Source organism: Variovorax sp. KBW07 (assembly GCF_003852515.1).
Lineage (GTDB): Bacteria > Pseudomonadota > Gammaproteobacteria > Burkholderiales > Burkholderiaceae_C > Variovorax.
The window spans coordinates 1-17269 of record NZ_QAJK01000054.1; the positions used below are offsets into that span (position 1 = coordinate 1).

Consider the following 17269-nt stretch of genomic DNA (forward strand, 5'->3'; position numbering starts at 1 on the left):
TGACCCCGCTCCCGAACCCGCACCCGCTCCCAACCAGCAGCGCCAAAAACAGCACCCGCGAAATAGGCAACTGACATGGCCCATCTCTCCTACGTCAACGTATTCGCAAAAGACGTCGTCGCCCTCAGCGGCTTCTACCAGCGCGTGTTCGGCTTCCCCGAAATCGAGGCCATCCGCTCGCCCATTTTTCGCGGACTCGACACCGGCAAATCGAGCCTCGGCTTCAACGCGCTCGATGCCTACGAGCTGCTGCAGCTTGCCGAGTATTCAGACACGCGCGGCGTCAAGTTCCTGCTCAACATCGATGTCGACAGCCAGGCCGATGTCGACCGCATGGTGCCCGTGGCGCTCGAGGCCGGCGCCACGCTCGTCAAGTCGCCCTACGTCACTTACTACAACTGGTACCAGTCCGTGCTGCTCGACCCGGAGGGCAATGTGTTCCGCATCAACTTCATGATGAAGTGACGCGCGCACACGGCACCCGGCCCCGCTCGTTTCCTTCATCCCGCATTTCCTTCCTTCTCATGCCTCTCACGAAAGGTTGCTTCACCATGTCGCTGCGCACTCTCACTCCCGGCTTCGGCCTTGCCTTGACGCTTGCAGCGGGCGGCGCGTCGTTCGCGCTGCCGGCCATGGCGGCCGATGGGTTCACGCTCAAGGACAAGCCGAAGATCGCGATGCTCTACTTCGGACCGAAGAACGACGGCGGCTGGACACAGGCCTTCGACGAGGCCCGCATCAAGATCGAGAAAGAAATCGGCCAGAAGATCCAGTTCGTCGAGAACGTGCCCGAAGACGCCTCGGCCATCAAGCCCGCGGCCGAGAAGTTCATCCAGCGTGGCGCCAACATCGTCATCGGCACCGCCTTCGGCTACTCCGACAGCTTCAAGGACCTGGCCGCCAAGTACCCCGACGTGGCCTTCCTGAACGGCTCGGGCACCACAAACGGCAGCAACCTCGAATCGTTCTACGGCCGCACCTACGAGAGCCAGTACCTGTGCGGCATGGCCGCCGGCGCGGCATCGAAGACCGGCAAGCTCGGCTTCGTCGCGGCCAACCCCTTCGGCGTGGTGAACTGGACCATCAACGCCTTTGCGCTGGGGGCGCAAAAAGTGAACCCCAACGCCACCGTCAACGTGATCTACACCGGCGCATGGAACGACCCCATCAAGGAACGCGCCGCCGCCGCCGCGCTGATCGACCAGGGCGCCGACGTCATCGGCCAGCACGTCGACAGCCCGACGCCGCAGATCGTGGCGCAGGAGCGCGGCGTGTACGGCACCGGCCACCACCGCGACCTGCGCCAGTTCGCGCCCAAGGCCACGCTGTGCTCGTCGGTGTGGGTGTGGGACCGCTTCCTGGCTCCCGAGCTGAAGAAGATCATGGCCGGCGGCTGGAAGCCCTCGCAATACGGCGCCTTCATCGAGATGAAGGACGGCGGCACCGACATCGCGGGCTTCGGCCCCGCGGTGCCCAAGGACAAGGCCACGCTGATCACGGCCGAACGCGAAGCGATCCTCAAGGGCAGGCAGATCTATGCCGGCCCGCTGGCCGACCGCGACGGCAAGGAGCGCGTGGCCAAGGGCGCGGTGCTGTCCGATGCCGACCTCTGGAAGATGGACTGGTTCGTCAAGGGCGTGGTCACGCAGAAATAAGCAAAGTCTCCATGCCCAACGCGCTCGAACTCACCGGCATCCGCAAGTCCTTCGACGGCTTCGCGGCACTGACCGACGCCCACTTTGCCGCGCGCTGGGGCGAGGTGCATGCGCTGCTCGGCGAGAACGGCGCCGGCAAGTCGTCGCTGATGAACATCGCGGCCGGGCTCTATGCGCCGGAGGCGGGGCAACTGCTGGTGGACGACAACGCGGTGCGCTTCAGCGGGCCGCGCGATGCGGCGCGGCACCGCATCGGCATGGTCCACCAGCACTTCAAGCTGGTGCGGCCGTTCACGGTGGCGCAGAACATATTGCTCACCGCGCCGCCGCCGGCCGAGTTCCAGAGCCATGGCGAACGGCTGCGCGAGATCGAACGCGACATCCGCAACAAGGCCTCGGAGCTGGGCTTCGAGATCGATCCGTCGAAGCGCATCGACGCCCTTTCCATCGCCGAGCAGCAGCGCGTGGAAATCCTCAAGGTGCTGCTGGCGGGCGCGCGCATCCTGATCCTCGACGAGCCCACCGCCGTGCTGACCGACCAGGAGGCCGCGCGCCTGCTGCAAACCGTGCAGGGCCTGGCGCGCGCGGGCGCCGCCGTGGTGCTGGTCACCCACAAGATGGCCGACGTGAAAACCTATGCCGACCGCGTGACGGTGATGCGCGGCGGGCGCACGGTGGCCACGCTGGAGCCTGGCGCCACATCGGTGAGCGAACTGGTGAAGCTGACGGTGGGCGAATCGGTCGCGGCCGCATCGGGCTTCCAGCCCGCGAAGGCCGCGCGCGGCCCGGTGCGCCTGTCGGTGCGCGGGCTGCGCTCGCCGGCTTCGCCGCAAGGCCGGCGCGTGCTCGATGGTGTCGACCTCGAACTGCACGCCGGCGAAATCTACGGCCTTGCCGGCGTCGGCGGCAACGGACAGGGCGAACTGGCCGGCGCCATCATGGGCCTGCCGGGCGAAGCCACCGAAGGCGAGATCCGGCTCGAAGGCCATGGCGACCTGAAGACGATGCCCGCACCGGCGCGGCGCGGGCTCGGCATTGCCGCGATTCCGGCCGACCGCTACGGGCTCGCGCTGGCAGGCGGGCTGTCGGTGGCCGAGAACTACGCCATCGGGCAGGTGCACAGCGGGCGCTATGGCCCGGTGTGGCATCTGCGCCGTGGCCGCATCCAGAGCGAGACGCAAGAGGCCGTGCGCGCCTTCGATGTGCTGGGCGTGCGCTCGGTCGCACAGAAGGCCGCGCTGCTGTCGGGCGGCAACGCGCAGAAGCTGGTGCTGGCGCGGGAGTTCGGCAAGTCGCCCACGCTGGTGCTGGCACACAGCCCCAGCCGCGGGCTCGACGTGCGTGCCAGTGCCGAGGTGCATGCGCGGCTGCGCGCCGCGCGCGACGGCGGCGCCGCGGTGCTGCTCATCAGCGAAGACCTCGACGAAGTATTGCAACTGGCCGACCGCGTGGGCGTGATGACGCGCGGGCGCATTGCCGGCGAGTTCGCGCAGCCCGCCGACCGTCAGGCCATCGGACAGGCGATGGTGGACCATGGCTGACGCATCGCTGGCCGCCGACATGGCCCCCTCCCCTCAGGCAAAGCCCGCCATGCATGACGGCACCCGAACGGCCCAGCCGCTGGCCGGCCGCCGCTACGCGCTGGAGATTCGCCAGCACATGGCCTGGCGCTGGCAGGCGCTGATCCTTGCCGCCGCGCTGGCGCTCGGCTTCGCGATCTCCGCGGCCATCCTCGTGGCCGCGGGCGTGCCCGCCGACGAGCTTGCCAACGAGTTCGTGACGCAGACCTTCTTCGACGGCCAGAACTTTCGCGCCGTGCTGTTCCAGGCCGCGCCGATGATCCTCGTGGGCCTGGCGGGCTCGATGGCGTTTCGCGCACGCTTCTGGAACCTCGGCCTCGAAGGCCAGATGGTGTGGGGCGCCATCGGCGCGACCGCCGTCTCGATGTGGCAGATCGGCCCCGAGAACCTGCGCCTGCCGCTGATGTTCGTGGCCGCCGTGGGCTGCGGCCTGCTCTGGGTGCTGGGCCCGGCGTGGCTCAAGCTGAAGCTGGGCGTGAACGAGATCATCTCGACGCTGATGCTCAACTACATGGCGGCCAACTTCCTGCTGCACCTGGTGTACGGCAGCTGGAAAGACCCGAAGGACAACTTTCCCTACTCGCCGCAGTTCCGCGCTTTCGAGCGGCTGCCCGAACTGGGCGCCGGCGTGGGCAGCGCGATCCTGCTGGCGGGCATCGTGGCGCTGCTGGCGTGGTGGCTGGTGGGCGTGAGCCGCGTGGGCCTGTACCTGCGCTTCGTCGATGCCAACCCGCGCGTGGCGCATGCCAACGGCGTGCCGGTGCGGCGCACCATCTACGGCGCTGTGCTGCTGTCGGGCGCGATGGCCGGGCTCGCGGGCTTTGCGGTGGCCGCGGGGCAGGAAGGGCGGCTCACGCAGGCCTTCTACCAGGGCTATGGCTTCTCGGGCATCCTCATCGCCTTTCTCGCGCGCAACAACCCGCTGGCGGCCACCGTGGTGGCGCTGCTGGTGGCGGCGCTGTTCGTCACCGGGCGCAGCCTGCAGGTGTTCTACCAGGTGCCGTTCTCGATGGTTCAGCTGATCCAGGCGGTGATCGTGGTGTGCGTGGCGGCCAGCGACTTCTTCATTCGACACCGGCTGCGCCGCGTGGGTGGGGAGGCTGCGCAATGAGCGGCGGCGTCATCCTGAACTGGCTGGCCAGCACGCCCGACTTCGCGGTGCCTTATGCATTGGCAGCGCTCGGCCTCATCATCTGCGAGCGCGCGGGCGTGCTCTCGCTCGGCGCCGAAGGGCTGATGCTGGTCGGCGCGCTGGCCGGCATCGGCGCGCAACTGGCGCTCGGCCAGCCGGCGGTGTCGCTGGTGCTGGCGATGCTCGCGGCCAGCCTGGTCTCGGTGCTGTTCGCGGTCATGGTGATCTGGCTGCGCGTGAACCAGGTGATCGCCGGGCTCGCGCTGGTGTTCTTCTGCCAGGGGCTCACGTCGCTGGTCGGCACCATGGCCGACTGGACCAACCACGCCACCGAAGGCATCGGCGCCATGGCGCTGTGGCCGCTGTCGCTGCTGCCGGGCGTGGGCAGGTTGTTCGAGCAGAACCCGATGGTGTGGCTCACGCTGCCGATCTTCGGTGCCGTCGCCTGGTTCTTCGCGCGCACCTCCACCGGCCTGCGGCTGCGCGCCGTGGGCGAGAACCCGCAGGCGGCCGACGCCGCCGGCATTCGGGTCACGGCATGGCGCTTCGCGGCGGTGCTCGCGGGCTCGGCGCTGGTGGGGCTGGCGGGTGCGTACATCTCGGTGGTCAGCACCAAGCTGTGGATCGCGGGCATGACCGGCGGGCGCGGCTGGATCGCGGTGGGCCTGGTGATCTTCGCGCGCTGGTCGCCGTGGAAGGCACTGGTGGGCGCACTGCTGTTCGGCTGCATCGAGGCGCTCATTCCGCAACTGGCCGCCGCCGGTGTGCAACTGCCGCAGTACTTCGTGATGATGACGCCCTATGCGGTAACGCTGGGCGTGATGGTCTGGGTCGCGCTCTCGCGGCGCGGTGCCGACGAAGAGCCCGGCGCGCTGGGCCAGCCCTATGTGCGGGAGGAACGGCGATGAAGGCCTGGGTCTATGGCGAGCAACGCGCGCTCGACAACGCGCAGTTTGCCGACTACCTCGATCCGGCCACCACCGCCGTGCTGTCGATCGACATGCACCGCGGCCACCTGGACGACAGCCCCGATTGCCCCTGCCCCGCGCCGCGCGCACGGGACGTGGTGGCGCCCATCGACGGCTTCCATGACCAGGCCCGCGGGCTGGGCGTGCGCATCGTGCACATCAAGTCGGTGCTGCGGCCCGATGGCGTGGACGACATCCACGGTATTCCCGCCGCCTGGCGCCGCACGTTCCCGCTGCACGTGGGTGCCATTCCGAATGCCGATGCGCATGCGCTCGAAGGCTCGCGCTGGACCGAGTGGGTGACGCGCGTCGCGCCCGGCGACATGCGCGTGGAAAACAAGCGCCGGCTGTCGGCCTTCTACCCGACCGACCTCGACTTTTTGCTGCGCAACCAGCGCATACAGACGGTGGTGCTGAACGGCGGCTTCACCGATTGCTGCGTGCTGAACACGGCCTTCGATGCCAACAACCACAACTACCGCGTGATCGTGCTGCGCGACCTGGTGCGCGGCACCGATGCGCACCTGGAAGGCGCGGCGCTGGCGATGGTGTCGCTGCACCTCGGGCTGGTGGTCGACTCGGCGGAGCTGCTGCGCCAGTGGCGCGACTGAACTGAAAAGGTCAGCCCGGCAGGCCGAGCCAGCGCTGCGCCACCGAGCGCATTTCCGTGCCCTGCGCGGCCTGCCACACCAGCTCCGGTGCGGCCACGTGCACGCCTTCCGGCGCGATGCGCAGCGCCAGGTCGACCAGCTCCGCCACCTTCGACGCGCGCACCGGCTGCTCGCTGCTGGGCACCATGAAGCGCACCACGGACAGCATCCACGCGGCCAGCCGCTCGGCCGGGTTCGCGAACTTCGCGTTCAGCGGCTTGCGCGCCGAGCGCACGAGAACCACGCGCTCGAAGCCATTGGCCACCACCGCCTGCTCGTCGAGGCTGGCAAGGCCGCGCTTCAGCGCCTCTGGCAGCCGGCCCTGGTCGTGCGGCTGCACGATGGCCAGCGTGCGCACGCCGCAGGCCCGCAGCCAGCGCGCGAGCTCCGGCAGGTCGGACGGCTCGGGCACCCACAGCGCGCGCTCGCGGTCGTGGTAGAGCCGGGGCGGGTCGAAGGCGATGACGGCGGTGTCGGCCGAAGTGAGCGGCCATTGCGCAATGGGCAGGCCGGGGCTCAGGTAGGTCTCTACACCGCGCAGCCCGTCGCGAATGGGCTCGCGCGCCAGCACGCGGGCGTGCGCAAAACGGTGGCTGCCCGCCAGCCGGCGCAGCAGTTCCTGCCCCAGGGCGCCGGTGGCGCCGGCAATGAGCAGCGTGCCGTCGGTGGTTGCGGCGGCGGGCGGCGCCGCGCTGTTGGCGGCTTGCAGAGCCTGCAGGGGATCGAGGGGCATGGTGCCACCTATGCTACCTTCCGCATCTTCTGCGGAGGTAATGCAAATGATGATGAAGCGTTGGCTATTGATTCTCGTGGCGGTCGTGTCCCTGAGCGGCTGCGGCTACAACCAGTTCCAGGCCCTCGACGAGGCCAGCAAGTCGGCATGGAGCGAAGTGCTCAACCAATACCAGCGGCGCGCCGACCTCGTGCCCAACATCGTCGCCACCGTGAAGGGCGAAGCCAGCTTCGAGCAGGACACGCTCACCAAGGTGATCGAGGCACGCGCCAAGGCCACCTCGATCCAGGTGACGCCCGAGACGCTCAACAACCCCGAGGCCTTCAACAAGTTCCAGCAGGCGCAGGGCGAGCTCTCGTCGGCGCTGTCGCGGCTGATGGTGGTGTCGGAACGCTACCCCGACCTGAAGGCCAACCAGGCCTTCAAGGACCTGCGCGTGACGCTCGAGGGCACCGAGAACCGCATCACCGTGGCGCGCAACCGCTACATCGAGAGCGTGCAGGAGTACAACGTGCTGGCGCGCAGCTTCCCGACCAACCTCACCGCCAAGATCTTCAGCTACGCGCCGAAGCCCAACTTCTCGGTGCAGAACGAGGCGCAGATTTCGGCGCCGCCTACCGTCGACTTCAGCGCTCCCAAGAAGTAAGCCGCGCCCGATGGCCATTGCTGTTGCACTGTTCCGTCGCGCGCTGGCCGCGGTCTTCTTCCTGACGGCCCTGGCCTGGGCCGGGCTGCCGGTGCAGGCCATGGCGCAGCAAGGCCTGGTGCCGGTGCCCGCGCTCACGGCGCGGGTGATCGACCAGACCGGCACGCTCGACGCCGCGCAGCGCAACGGCCTCGACACCAAGCTCGCGGCCTTCGAGCAGCGCAAGGGCTCGCAGATCGTGGTGCTGATGGTGCCGACCACCGGGCCCGAGGACATCGCGGCCTACACCCAGCGCGTGGGCGATGCCTGGAAGATCGGCCGCAAGAACGTCGGCGACGGCCTGCTGGTGGTGGTGGCCAAGGACGATCGCAAGATGCGCATCGCGCCGGCCAAGACGCTCGAGGGCGTGGTGCCCGACCTTGCGGCTATCCGCATCATCGACCAGGAGATGAAGCCGCGCTTTCGCAGCAACGACTTCGCGGGCGGACTGAACGCGGCGGTCGACCGGCTGATCGGCCTGGTCGATGGCGAGCCGTTGCCCGAGCCCTCGCGCGACAACGGGGGCTCTGGCGGCTCCGGTGGCGGCAACGGTGGCTTCGACTGGGAGAACCTTGTGATCTTCCTGTTCGTCGGCGTCTTCATCGGCGCGCCGGTCGCGCGCGCCGTGCTGGGCAAGAAGCTCGGCACGATGGTGGTGGGCGGCGGCGTGGGCGTGGTCGTGTTCTTCCTGACTACCAGCATCGCCATCGCGGTGATCGCCGGGCTGGTCGCGCTCGTCATCTCGCTCGTCGCGGGCGCCGGCCGGATGGGCGGCTTCGGCGGCGGCGGTGGTGGCGGATGGAGCTCCGGCGGTGGCGGCTGGGGCGGCGGCGGTGGGGGTGGGGGTGGCGGAGGCGGATTCAGCTCCGGCGGTGGTGGCAATTTCGGCGGCGGCGGCGCGTCGGGGGACTGGTGAACACGATGACGACCGAAGCGACATTCTTCTCGAAGCTGGGCCGCATCTGGCGCCACCGCTGGATCGACGAAGCCGAGGTGCGGCGCGCGCTGCCCGCATCGGCGATGGAGCGCCTTGCGGGCCGCGTGGCCGCCAGCGAGCGCCGGCACAGCGGCGAGATCCGCATCTGCGTCGAAGCCGGCCTGCCGATGTCCTACCTGTGGCGCCATGCGCCGGCTCGTGAGCGCGCCGTGATGCTGTTCGGCAAGCTGCGCGTGTGGGACACCGAGCACAACAACGGCGTGCTGGTCTATTTGCTGCTGGCCGAGCACGCCATCGAGATCGTGGCCGACCGCGGCATCGATTCGCGCGTCGATGCCGCCGAGTGGGCCGCGATGACGCAACGCATGAGCACCGCGTTCCGCGAAGGCCATTTCGAGGACGGGATCACGCAGGCGCTGGAAGAGATTTCGGCATTGCTGGTCGAGCACTTTCCGTTGGGTGAAGGCGAAGCCGATGCCAACGAACTGCCAGACGAGCCGGTAGTGCTCTGAGCCCGGACTTTTTCTCTTTTCTTTCTCCCTCCCCTCCCGGGGGAGGGTCGGGGTGGGGGCCAGCGGCGTCACCATGGGGCACGCTCTGCCCGCACCCATCCCAGCCTTCCCCCGAAGGGGAAGGAGCAAGACTCCTCAATCCGGTGAAGGCACGGCCCACACCGACGCGCCGCCCACCGCATGGAAGCGCCGCTCCGGCGCCTGCGGCACCAGCCACCCGCCCGTGAATTCGCCAAAGGCCGGCAGTACGGCCTGCCGCGCCTCGCTCACGAAGCAGGGCAGGCGCACGCTGTCGCGCCCCGGTCCGTAGAGCCGGCATACCGGATGCAAATGGCCCGCGAGCACGAAGTGCGTCGCATGCGATTGCGGATGGTGGCAACAGGCGAACGGGCCGAGCAGAAAGGGCTCATCGACCACCTCGATGCCTAGCGTGTCCGGCGGATCGCCCGCGCGGCTGTCGTGGTTGCCGCGCACCAGCGTCATCGCAAGGCCCGGATGGCGTGCACGCCAGTTCTCCACGGTGTCGAGCACCGTGCGCGCCTGCGCCGCATGCAGGAAGTCGCCCAGGAACACGATGCGCCGCGGCGCGTGCCGCTCGATCAGCGCATCGAGCCGCGCCAGGTTTTCTCCCGTGGTGCCGCCCGGCACCGGCTGGCCCAGCGCGCGATAGGTTGCGGCCTTGCCCAGGTGCAGGTCGGCCACGAAGAGCACGCGCGCCTCGGGCCACCAGAGCGCGCGCTCGGGCAGCAGGTGCAGCGATTCGCCGGCCCAGCGGACCGGGAACTGCGATGCGGAAGAAGGCGCGAAGGTCACAAGCTCGAAGTGTCGCAAAAGACGCGCGTGGCGGCGGCCGACTTGCAATTGGCCCCGGCGGCCCCCAGTTCTTGCGCATGACCGAATCGCCCCCGCTGCACATCGTCTGTCCGCACTGCCACACGACCAACCGCGTGCGCGCGGCACAGCTGGGCAGCGCGCCCGACTGCGGCAGCTGCCACCGCCCGCTGTTCGCCGGCCACTCGACCGCGCTGCCCGACGAAGCCACCTTCAACCGCCACATTTCGCGCAACGAGATCCCGGTGCTGGTCGACTTCTGGGCGCCCTGGTGCGGCCCCTGCCGCCAGATGGCGCCGGGCTACGAGCAGGCCGCCGCCCAGCTCGAACCGCATGTGCGGCTGGCCAAGGTCGACACCGAAGCCGTGCAGTCGCTGGGGGCGCGCTTCAACATCCGCAGCATCCCCACGCTGGCATTGTTCCGAGGTGGCCGCGAGGTGGCACGGCAGGCCGGTGCCATGGGCGCGGCGGACATCGTGCGATGGGTGAAGGCGCACGGCGCCGGCTGAAGCAACACGGCTCACAGCGGCGGCAAGGGCCGTGACGGCCGCCGACGTTCGCGCCGTGGCCTCGCAGGCCTGGGTGGCTTGCCCGGCCCTTCCTGGCCAAACGCCAGCGTGCCCTTCACGCGCTCCACGCCACCGGCCGTGAGCACGCCGCCCGTGGCTTTTTCGAGCTGCTCGACCATGCGCGCGATGCGGTCGGCCACGTTCTCGTTCGACAGCTTCTCGCGGAACAACTCGACCATCAGCGGGAACGAAAACGGCGTCGGCCGTGCGAGCGGCTTCAGCACCAACTGCTGCGTGGCCATGCGCGCGAGGCTGGTACGCAGGCGCCCAATTTCCAGCTCCTGCGCCAGCAACTCCTGCTCGGCCTGCTGCAGCAGCCTGTTGCCCGGGTCGTACTTGCGGAACACCTCCCAGAAGAGCGACGACGAGGCTTGCAGCTGCTTGCTGCTGCGCTTCTCGCCCGGATAGCCCTGGAAGATCAGCCCCGACACGCGGGCGATTTCGCGGAAGCGGCGTTGCGCCAGTTCGCCCGCGTTGAGCGAGGCCAGCACTTCATGCAGCAGTGCTTCATGCGCGCCGTCGCCGCCGCCGTCGCCGTCGCCGTCGCTTTTGCTCTTGCTTTCGGGCAGGCCCAGCACCTGAGGCAACAGCACCGCCCAATCGACCTCGGTGGCGCTGAGCAGTTCGAAGCCATAGTCGTTGACCGCGATCGAGAAGGTGCGTGCCTCGTGCTGCGCAATGCGCCAGGCCAGCAGGCTCGCCAGGCCCAGGTGCACATGCCGGCCCGCGAACGGATACAGGAACAGGTGCGAGCCCTCGCGCGTGCTCAGCGTTTCGGCCAGCAGCGTCTGCGGCGTCGGCAGCGCGGACCATTGCTGCTGGATTTCGAGCAGCGGCCGCACGCACCGCAGCTCGGGCGAGTCGTAGCGCCCTTCGCCCGCCAGCGCCAGCTGCTGCACCACCGCATCGGCCAGCGTGTTCGACAGCGGCATGCGCCCGCCGCTCCAGCGCGGCACCGCCGGCCGCTTGCCGGTGGCGCGCCGCACCCAGGCCGTCATGTCGTGGATGCGCACCAGCTCGAGCAGCCGGCCGCCGAACAGGAAGCAGTCGCCGGGCTTCATGCGCGCGACGAAACTCTCTTCGACGTTGCCGATCTTCGAGCCGCCCAGGTACTGCACCGCCATGCTCGCGTCGCTCACGATGGTGCCGATGTTCATGCGATGCCGCCGCGCAAGCCGCGCATCGGGCACGCGCCACACGCCGTCCGCGTCGGGCACGGCGCGCCTGTAGTCCGGGTAGGCCGAGAGCGAAGGGCCGCCCTGCGAAACGAAGTCCAGGCACCACTGCCAGCTCTCGCGCGCAAGGCCTTCGTAGGCTGCCGTGCCGCGCACTTCGTCGTACAGGTCGTCGGGCACGAAGCCGCCGCCGAGCGCCACCGTCACCAGGTGCTGCACCAGCACGTCGAGCGGCTGGTCGGGTGAATGACGCGCCTCGATGTGGCCCGCCGCAATGGCCGTGCGCGCGGCGGAACCTTCGACCATCTCGATGCTGTGCGTGGGCACGAGCGTGATGCGCGACGGCCGCCCCGGCGCATGGCCCGAACGCCCCGCGCGTTGCAGCAGCCGCGCCACGCCCTTGGGCGAGCCGATCTGCAGCACGCGCTCGACCGGCAAAAAATCAACGCCGAGGTCGAGGCTCGACGTGCACACCACCGCTTTCAGCTCGCCGCTCTTCAAGCCCCGCTCGACCCACTCGCGCACTTCGCGGTCGAGCGAGCCGTGGTGCAGCGCGATGACGCCCGCCCATTCGGGCCTGGCCTCCAGCATCGCCTGGTACCAGATCTCCGACTGCGAACGCGTGTTGGTGAACACCAGCGTGGTCTTGCTCGCGGCGATCTCGTCGATCACCTGCGGCAGCATCGTGAGGCCGAGGTGGCCACCCCACGGAAAGCGCTCGGCACGGCCGGGCAGCAGCGAATCGATGACCAGCTTCTTGGGCACCTGGCCCTGCACGAGTACGCCGTCTTCGTGGCCCAGCAGCGCGTGCATCGCCTCGTGCAGGTTGCCCAGCGTGGCCGACATGCCCCAGATGGCGAGGTCTGCATTCCAACGCCTGAGCCGCGCCAACGCGAGTTGCACCTGCACGCCGCGCTTGTTGCCGAGCAGCTCGTGCCATTCGTCGACCACCGCCATCTGGACGTGGCCGAGCACGTCGCGCGCATCGGCACGGGCCAGCAGCAGCGAGAGGCTTTCGGGCGTGGTGACCAGCACGCTCGGCAGCCGCGTGTTCTGCGCGCTGCGCTCGGCCGACGAGGTGTCGCCGCTGCGTGCGCCGGCGCTCCACGGGTGGACTTCGGCGCCGAGGATTTCGAGCGGCTGCTGCAGGGCGCGCAAGGTGTCGGCCGCCAGTGCGCGCATGGGCGTGAGCCAGAGCACGGTGAGCGGCATCGGTGTCGGCATCTGTGCCGATTTGATCGCGCTCTGCTTGCGTGCCCTGGAGAAAGCCAGCAACGCGCCGAGCCACACCGCATAGGTCTTGCCCGCGCCTGTGGTGGCATGCAGCAGGCCGGACTGCCCCTGCGCGATGGCCTTCCAGACCTCGCGCTGGAACTTGAAGGGCTTCCAGCCGCGCGAGGCGAACCACGCGTCGAGCGCCGCCTTGACTCCCTTGACTCTGGATTGGCTCCTTCCCCTCCCGGGGGAAGGCTGGGATGGGGGCAGGCGGCCTTCGACAAGCGGCTGGCTCCGCATACGCCGCCGGCCCCCACCCCGGCCCTCCCCCGGGAGGGGAGGGAGAAATTCGGGAGGCGGCGACGTGCTCATGCGGGCAGCAACGCAGCGAGCGTCTGCAAGGTGTCGGCCTCTTCCACCGGCTTGTCTTCCCGCCACCGCAGCATGCGCGGAAAACGCACCGCGATGCCGCTCTTGTGCCGCGTGCTGCGCGCAATGCCTTCGAATCCCAGCTCGAACACCAGCGTGGGCTTGACGCTCTTCACCGGTCCGAAGCTCTCGATGGTGGTCTTGCGGATGACGGCGTCCACGCGCGCCATCTCGGCATCGGTCAGGCCCGAGTAGGCCTTGGCGAAGGGCACGAGCTTGCGGTCTTCCTGCCCTGGCGGTCCGTCCCACACGGCGAAGGTGTAGTCGCTGAAGAGGCTCGCCCTGCGGCCATGCCCGCGCTGTGCGTAGATCAGCACCGCATCGATGCTGAGCGGATCGATCTTCCACTTCCACCACACGCCCACGTCCTTGGTGCGGCCCACGCCGTACTGCGCGTCGCGGCGCTTGAGCATCATTCCTTCGACGCCCATGGTGCGCGCGGCTTCGCGCTGGCGTGCAAGATCGGTCCAGTCGGTGCCGGTGAGCATCGGGCTGGGCAGCAGCGACGGGTGCCGCATGCGCGTGACGAGTTCATCGAGCAGCACGCGGCGTTCCGATTGCGGCAGCGCGCGCAGGTCTTGTCCTTCCCACTCGAGGATGTCGTAGGCCAGCAGCACCACCGGAATGTCGCGCAGCAATTTGGCGCCGAGCGTCTTGCGGCCGATGCGTTTCTGCAGCTCGGCAAAGGGCTGTACCTTGCCTTCGCCGTCCGGTGAGGCCTCGTCCTTGCGCCATACGGCAATCTCGCCATCGAGCACCGTGCCGTCGGGCAGCGCCTCGCCCAGCACAGCGAGTTCGGGGAATCGCTCGGTCACCAGCTCTTCGCCGCGCGACCACACCCACACCACGCCCGCGCGCTTCACCAGCTGCGCGCGAATGCCGTCCCACTTCCACTCGACGATCCAGTCGGCTGGAGTGCCCAGCACCGCATCGAACTGTTCGAGCGGAGTGTTGAAGGGATGCGCGAGGAAGAACGGATACGGCTGCCCGCTGGTCTTCTGCACCTGCTCGGCACCCGACTCCGGCGCGATGAGCAACTGGTAGTCACCAGGCTGGGGCCGCGCGCCGATGTGGGTGTAGCCCATGAGCCGCTGCGCGACGCGCTTGGCATCGATGCCGCCCACGGCCGCGAGCGCCTGCGTCACCTGCAGCTTCGACACGCCCACGCGGAATGCGCCGGTGATGAGCTTGAAGTACACCAGCCGTTCTTCTGCCGCGAGTTGCTGCCACTGCGCGCGCAACCGGTCGGCGAGTTGGTCGGGCGCCGTTTTCGCGGCATCGCGCAGAGGCAGCAGGTGCTGCTCGACCCAGGCTGCGAGCCCGAGATCGTGTGTCTCGCTCGGCGGCGGCAACAGCAGCGCGATGGTCTCGGCGAGGTCGCCCACGGCGTCGTAGCTTTCGTCGAACAACCACTCTGGCAGGCCCGCCGCTTCCTGTGCGAGCAGGCGCAGCAGCTTGGTCGGCACGAGCTGGCGCGGCTTTCCGCCGGCGAGAAAGTAGACGGCCCATGCGGCATCGGCCGGCGTGGCGTCGCGCAGATAGCGCTGCAGCGCGGCCTGCTTGGCAAGGCTCGATGTGCTCGCATCGAGGTCGCGATACAGCGCAGCGAAGTCCTTCATGTGCCGGCTCCTTCCCCTTCCGGGGGAAGGCCGGGATGGGGGCCGGCAGCGTCCCCATCGAGCGCCGCTTGCCCCCTCACCTGCCCTCCCTCAGCAGGAGAGGGAGCCTCTTGATCGTCTTCATCCCCGTACTCTGTCTTGAAGCCCTGAGCCTCGAGTCCGTTCTCGGTGATCCATCGCACCATCACCTGCACGCTGCCATGCGTGACGAACACGCGCTCGGCGCCGGTCCCGGCAATCGCCTGTTGCAACCCGGGCCAGTCGGCGTGATCGGACATCACGAAGCCGCGGTCCACGCCACGGCGGCGGCGCGTGCCGCGCAACTGCATCCAGCCGCTCGCGAACGCATCGGCGTAGTTGCCGAAGCGCTTCATCCACGGCGTGCCCTGCGCAGACGGCGGCGCCAGCACCAGCGCATGCTTCAGCAGTGCCGCGTCCACGCCCGGATCGGTCACGCGCAAGGTCTCGGGCAGTGCCACGCCGGCGGCGCGGTAGACGGCATTGAGCGGCTCGACCGCGCCGTGCACGACGACGGGCCCGATGCTCGCATCCACACCATGCAGGATGCGCTGCGCCTTGCCGAAGGCATAGCAGAACAGCACCGACGCACGGCCCGCCTGTGCATTGGCGCGCCACCACGCATCGATCTCGGCGAACAGCACGGCCTGCGTGGGCCAACGGTAGATCGGCAGGCCGAAGGTCGACTCGGTGATGAAGGTGTCGCAGGGCACGGGCTCGAAGGGCGCGCAGGTGCCGTCGGGCTCGGTCTTGTAGTCGCCCGAAGCCACCCACACGCGGCCACCGTGTTCGAGCCGCACCTGCGCCGAACCCAGCACATGGCCGGCCGGATGCAGCGAGACACGCACACCGTGGTGCTCGATGGCTTCGCCATAGGGCAGCGTCTGCAAATTGATGTCGGCGCCGAGCCGGGTGCGCAGCGTGCCGGCGCTGTCGGTGTGGGCCAGGTAGTGCGCGTGGCCGACACGGGCATGGTCGGAATGCGCGTGCGTGATGATGGCGCGCGCCACCGGCCGCCACGGGTCGATGTAGAAATCGCCGGGCGGACAGTACAGGCCCTCGGGCCGGGCGATGACGAGGTTCTCGAGGTCTTCCTTGGCGGGCATGGCACGCCATCGTAGGGGCAGCGCGGTTTTCGCGTTGCCGAACGGGAAGCGCGAAGCGCTGTGGGCCAGGGCCTACTTTTTCTTTTCTATTTCTTGCCGCGCGCGCCCGCCATCTCGAGCACGTTCATCTTCATGCCGTTGCCCATGACCATGTCGCCGGGCTTCTGGTCGGGCTTGCAGGGGCCGATCCACCTGGCTTCGATCACGGCGGTGCCCTCGGTGCGCCCCATCAGCGGCGGGCTGTAGCTCGACTTGCTTTCCATGCGGTAGGTCGAGCTGAAGTCGCCCGTCATCACGGCGTGCGAGGTGGCGACGGTGTTGCCGATCTTGCAGACCGAGTCCATGACCAGCTTGCCGCTTTCGAGCTTCAGTTCCTGCTTGGAGCACAGGTCCTTGCCCATGCCCTGCCCCATCTCGCGCAGGGCCTTGTCGCTGGCCGCGTCGATGCACTGCTGCATGGTGTGGCCGGCGGACTTGCCGGCGGCGCCTTCACCGCTGCCGCCGCCGGTCTGGATTTCCCACAGCCCGGGCTTGCGCGCGGGAAAGTCGACGGCCAGGGCAGGCAGGGCAACGGCGGCTGCCATGCAGGCCATGACGGCGGACAGGCGTAGGTTCATGGCGGGCTCCGCATCGATGGATGGACAACGAAAGCCCCGGTTGTACCTTGCGCGCGGGCCCGGCGGAATACCGCAATCGGCCTACGCCGGACGTGCGTTCGCCGGGGCTGCCGTGGCCTCGCCGCGCTGGCGCGTGGCAACGCCGAAGACCACGCCCAGCGCGAACCCGCCGAGCACGTCGATCAGCACATGCTGCCGCACGGCCATCGTCGAATAGACGATGCCCGCGGCCCACACCACATTGGCGACACGCAGCCATGCGGGCGCGCCCACGTCGCGCAACTGCCGCGCCAGCACCACGCAGGCGAACACCGAGAACGACACGTGCAGCGACGGAAAGGCATTGCCGGCCGAATCGACCGTCTTCAGGAAGTGCAGCGAGCTGCCCGGCGTCGCGTCGATGGCGAAGTTGGGTATGGCCGTGGGCATGAACCAGAACACCAGCAGCGCAATGCCGGTCATGGCCGCGCAGCCGAACGAAAAGCCCAGCAGCTCGCGCTTGTCCTTGGCCAGCAGCACCGGCAGTGCGATGTAACCCCACAACGAAAGATAGACCGGCAGCAGCAGCGGCCAGAACGCGATGAGGCGGTCGAAGGCCGTGAGCGGCAGCACCCAGGCCTGGCCCGCGTTCTTCATGATCCAGAAATACAGCGGAAAGAAGCCGAGCGTCGCGACGGTGTTGCCCACCAGCTTCAGCGGAAACAGCGTGGTGCAGCGCAGCCACAGCGCGCGCAGCCATCGCGCCGAAGAAGGGGAAGACGTTCCGCTGGAAGAAGAAGAAAAGGTCATGGATGCCTGTGGTCGCGCAATGCGGCCTCGCGGGTGCGAGGCCGACGCG

General features: G+C 68.8%; 17 protein-coding genes. 10 read left to right on the forward strand and 7 right to left on the reverse strand.

The genetic code is table 11. The features are described 5' to 3' along the window. Positions 1 to 75 precede the first annotated feature (75 nt). The 6 genes from DBV14_RS12450 to DBV14_RS12475 all read left to right on the forward strand — a co-directional run bounded on the left by DBV14_RS12450 (position 76) and on the right by DBV14_RS12475 (position 5946). Positions 76 to 465: a VOC family protein gene (locus tag DBV14_RS12450; RefSeq protein WP_124459499.1), complete on the forward strand. Its 390-nt coding sequence runs from the start codon at positions 76 to 78 to the stop codon at positions 463 to 465. A gap of 86 nt (positions 466 to 551) precedes the next feature. Next, positions 552 to 1655, forward strand: coding sequence for a BMP family ABC transporter substrate-binding protein (locus DBV14_RS12455; protein ID WP_124459500.1), 1104 nt, complete (start codon positions 552 to 554; stop codon positions 1653 to 1655). Between the two features lie 11 nt (positions 1656 to 1666). After that, positions 1667 to 3196, forward strand: a complete 1530-nt coding sequence (locus DBV14_RS12460; protein WP_124459501.1) for an ABC transporter ATP-binding protein — start codon at positions 1667 to 1669, stop codon at positions 3194 to 3196. After that, a complete protein-coding gene (locus DBV14_RS12465; protein ID WP_221621886.1) occupies positions 3189 to 4346 on the forward strand; it encodes an ABC transporter permease in 1158 nt (385 codons plus the stop codon). Before DBV14_RS12460 ends, DBV14_RS12465 begins: the two co-directional genes overlap by 8 nt. Beyond that, positions 4343 to 5275 (forward strand): ABC transporter permease, encoded by a 933-nt coding sequence (locus DBV14_RS12470; RefSeq protein WP_124459502.1) that lies wholly within the window; start codon positions 4343 to 4345, stop codon positions 5273 to 5275. The genes DBV14_RS12465 and DBV14_RS12470 overlap by 4 nt, the downstream gene beginning before the upstream one ends. Then, the gene (locus tag DBV14_RS12475) at positions 5272 to 5946 is read left to right on the forward strand and encodes a cysteine hydrolase family protein (RefSeq protein WP_124459503.1); all 675 of its coding nucleotides are present in this window, start codon (positions 5272 to 5274) and stop codon (positions 5944 to 5946) included. Before DBV14_RS12470 ends, DBV14_RS12475 begins: the two co-directional genes overlap by 4 nt. A gap of 10 nt (positions 5947 to 5956) precedes the next feature. Here DBV14_RS12475 and DBV14_RS12480 read toward each other — a convergent pair whose 3' ends face one another. Further along, entirely contained in the window at positions 5957 to 6718 is a 762-nt protein-coding gene (locus DBV14_RS12480) for a hypothetical protein (protein WP_124459504.1), read from the reverse strand. A 52-nt stretch (positions 6719 to 6770) separates the two neighbouring features. On the opposite strand from DBV14_RS12480, the gene DBV14_RS12485 reads away from it, so the two are divergent. From DBV14_RS12485 to DBV14_RS12495, 3 genes are read left to right on the forward strand one after another with little or no spacing between them, the layout of a single operon-like run. Beyond that, a complete protein-coding gene (locus DBV14_RS12485) occupies positions 6771 to 7364 on the forward strand; it encodes a LemA family protein (protein ID WP_124459553.1) in 594 nt (197 codons plus the stop codon). A 16-nt stretch (positions 7365 to 7380) separates the two neighbouring features. Next, a complete protein-coding gene (locus tag DBV14_RS12490; RefSeq protein WP_260397009.1) occupies positions 7381 to 8319 on the forward strand; it encodes a YgcG family protein in 939 nt (312 codons plus the stop codon). A 5-nt stretch (positions 8320 to 8324) separates the two neighbouring features. Continuing rightward, positions 8325 to 8852 carry a TPM domain-containing protein gene (locus DBV14_RS12495; protein ID WP_124459506.1) on the forward strand — a complete coding sequence of 176 codons (528 nt, stop codon included), beginning with the start codon at positions 8325 to 8327 and terminating at the stop codon, positions 8850 to 8852. A gap of 135 nt (positions 8853 to 8987) precedes the next feature. Here DBV14_RS12495 and pdeM read toward each other — a convergent pair whose 3' ends face one another. After that, the gene (gene pdeM, locus DBV14_RS12500) at positions 8988 to 9665 is read right to left on the reverse strand and encodes a ligase-associated DNA damage response endonuclease PdeM (RefSeq protein ID WP_124459507.1); all 678 of its coding nucleotides are present in this window, start codon (positions 9663 to 9665) and stop codon (positions 8988 to 8990) included. Positions 9666 to 9742: 77 nt separating this feature from the next. Between pdeM and trxC the strand changes: the two genes are divergently transcribed. After that, a complete protein-coding gene (gene trxC, locus DBV14_RS12505) occupies positions 9743 to 10192 on the forward strand; it encodes a thioredoxin TrxC (protein WP_124459508.1) in 450 nt (149 codons plus the stop codon). Between the two features lie 11 nt (positions 10193 to 10203). Here the strand turns inward: trxC and DBV14_RS12510 are convergent, their stop codons facing one another. The 5 genes from DBV14_RS12510 to DBV14_RS12530 all read right to left on the reverse strand — a co-directional run bounded on the left by DBV14_RS12510 (position 10204) and on the right by DBV14_RS12530 (position 17220). After that, positions 10204 to 12942, reverse strand: a complete 2739-nt coding sequence (locus tag DBV14_RS12510) for a ligase-associated DNA damage response DEXH box helicase (protein ID WP_311732800.1) — start codon at positions 12940 to 12942, stop codon at positions 10204 to 10206. Positions 12943 to 13010: 68 nt separating this feature from the next. Continuing rightward, complete coding sequence (locus DBV14_RS12515; protein ID WP_124459510.1) at positions 13011 to 14690, reverse strand: ATP-dependent DNA ligase; 1680 nt, start codon at positions 14688 to 14690, stop codon at positions 13011 to 13013. Next, positions 14687 to 15814: a ligase-associated DNA damage response exonuclease gene (locus DBV14_RS12520; RefSeq protein WP_124459511.1), complete on the reverse strand. Its 1128-nt coding sequence runs from the start codon at positions 15812 to 15814 to the stop codon at positions 14687 to 14689. The genes DBV14_RS12515 and DBV14_RS12520 overlap by 4 nt, the downstream gene beginning before the upstream one ends. A gap of 86 nt (positions 15815 to 15900) precedes the next feature. Beyond that, complete coding sequence (locus tag DBV14_RS12525; protein WP_124459512.1) at positions 15901 to 16431, reverse strand: DUF3617 family protein; 531 nt, start codon at positions 16429 to 16431, stop codon at positions 15901 to 15903. Positions 16432 to 16512: 81 nt separating this feature from the next. Next, positions 16513 to 17220 (reverse strand): phosphatase PAP2 family protein, encoded by a 708-nt coding sequence (locus DBV14_RS12530; protein ID WP_124459513.1) that lies wholly within the window; start codon positions 17218 to 17220, stop codon positions 16513 to 16515. Between the last annotated feature and the right edge of the window lie 49 nt (positions 17221 to 17269).

What these genes read in the sequence shown, in the direction of transcription:
- DBV14_RS12480 (WP_124459504.1), bottom strand. Translation starts at nt 6,718, where the DNA reads ATGCCCCTCGATCCCCTGCAGGCTCTGCAAGCCGCCAACAGCGCGGCG.
- DBV14_RS12485 (WP_124459553.1), top strand. Translation starts at nt 6,771, where the DNA reads ATGAAGCGTTGGCTATTGATTCTCGTGGCGGTCGTGTCCCTGAGCGGC.
- DBV14_RS12495 (WP_124459506.1), top strand. Translation starts at nt 8,325, where the DNA reads ATGACGACCGAAGCGACATTCTTCTCGAAGCTGGGCCGCATCTGGCGC.
- DBV14_RS12455 (WP_124459500.1), top strand. Translation starts at nt 552, where the DNA reads ATGTCGCTGCGCACTCTCACTCCCGGCTTCGGCCTTGCCTTGACGCTT.
- DBV14_RS12465 (WP_221621886.1), top strand. Translation starts at nt 3,189, where the DNA reads ATGGCTGACGCATCGCTGGCCGCCGACATGGCCCCCTCCCCTCAGGCA.
- trxC (WP_124459508.1), top strand. Translation starts at nt 9,743, where the DNA reads ATGACCGAATCGCCCCCGCTGCACATCGTCTGTCCGCACTGCCACACG.
- DBV14_RS12450 (WP_124459499.1), top strand. Translation starts at nt 76, where the DNA reads ATGGCCCATCTCTCCTACGTCAACGTATTCGCAAAAGACGTCGTCGCC.
- DBV14_RS12530 (WP_124459513.1), bottom strand. Translation starts at nt 17,220, where the DNA reads ATGACCTTTTCTTCTTCTTCCAGCGGAACGTCTTCCCCTTCTTCGGCG.
- DBV14_RS12525 (WP_124459512.1), bottom strand. Translation starts at nt 16,431, where the DNA reads ATGAACCTACGCCTGTCCGCCGTCATGGCCTGCATGGCAGCCGCCGTT.
- DBV14_RS12470 (WP_124459502.1), top strand. Translation starts at nt 4,343, where the DNA reads ATGAGCGGCGGCGTCATCCTGAACTGGCTGGCCAGCACGCCCGACTTC.
- DBV14_RS12475 (WP_124459503.1), top strand. Translation starts at nt 5,272, where the DNA reads ATGAAGGCCTGGGTCTATGGCGAGCAACGCGCGCTCGACAACGCGCAG.
- DBV14_RS12460 (WP_124459501.1), top strand. Translation starts at nt 1,667, where the DNA reads ATGCCCAACGCGCTCGAACTCACCGGCATCCGCAAGTCCTTCGACGGC.
- DBV14_RS12515 (WP_124459510.1), bottom strand. Translation starts at nt 14,690, where the DNA reads ATGAAGGACTTCGCTGCGCTGTATCGCGACCTCGATGCGAGCACATCG.
- DBV14_RS12520 (WP_124459511.1), bottom strand. Translation starts at nt 15,814, where the DNA reads ATGCCCGCCAAGGAAGACCTCGAGAACCTCGTCATCGCCCGGCCCGAG.
- DBV14_RS12510 (WP_311732800.1), bottom strand. Translation starts at nt 12,942, where the DNA reads ATGCGGAGCCAGCCGCTTGTCGAAGGCCGCCTGCCCCCATCCCAGCCT.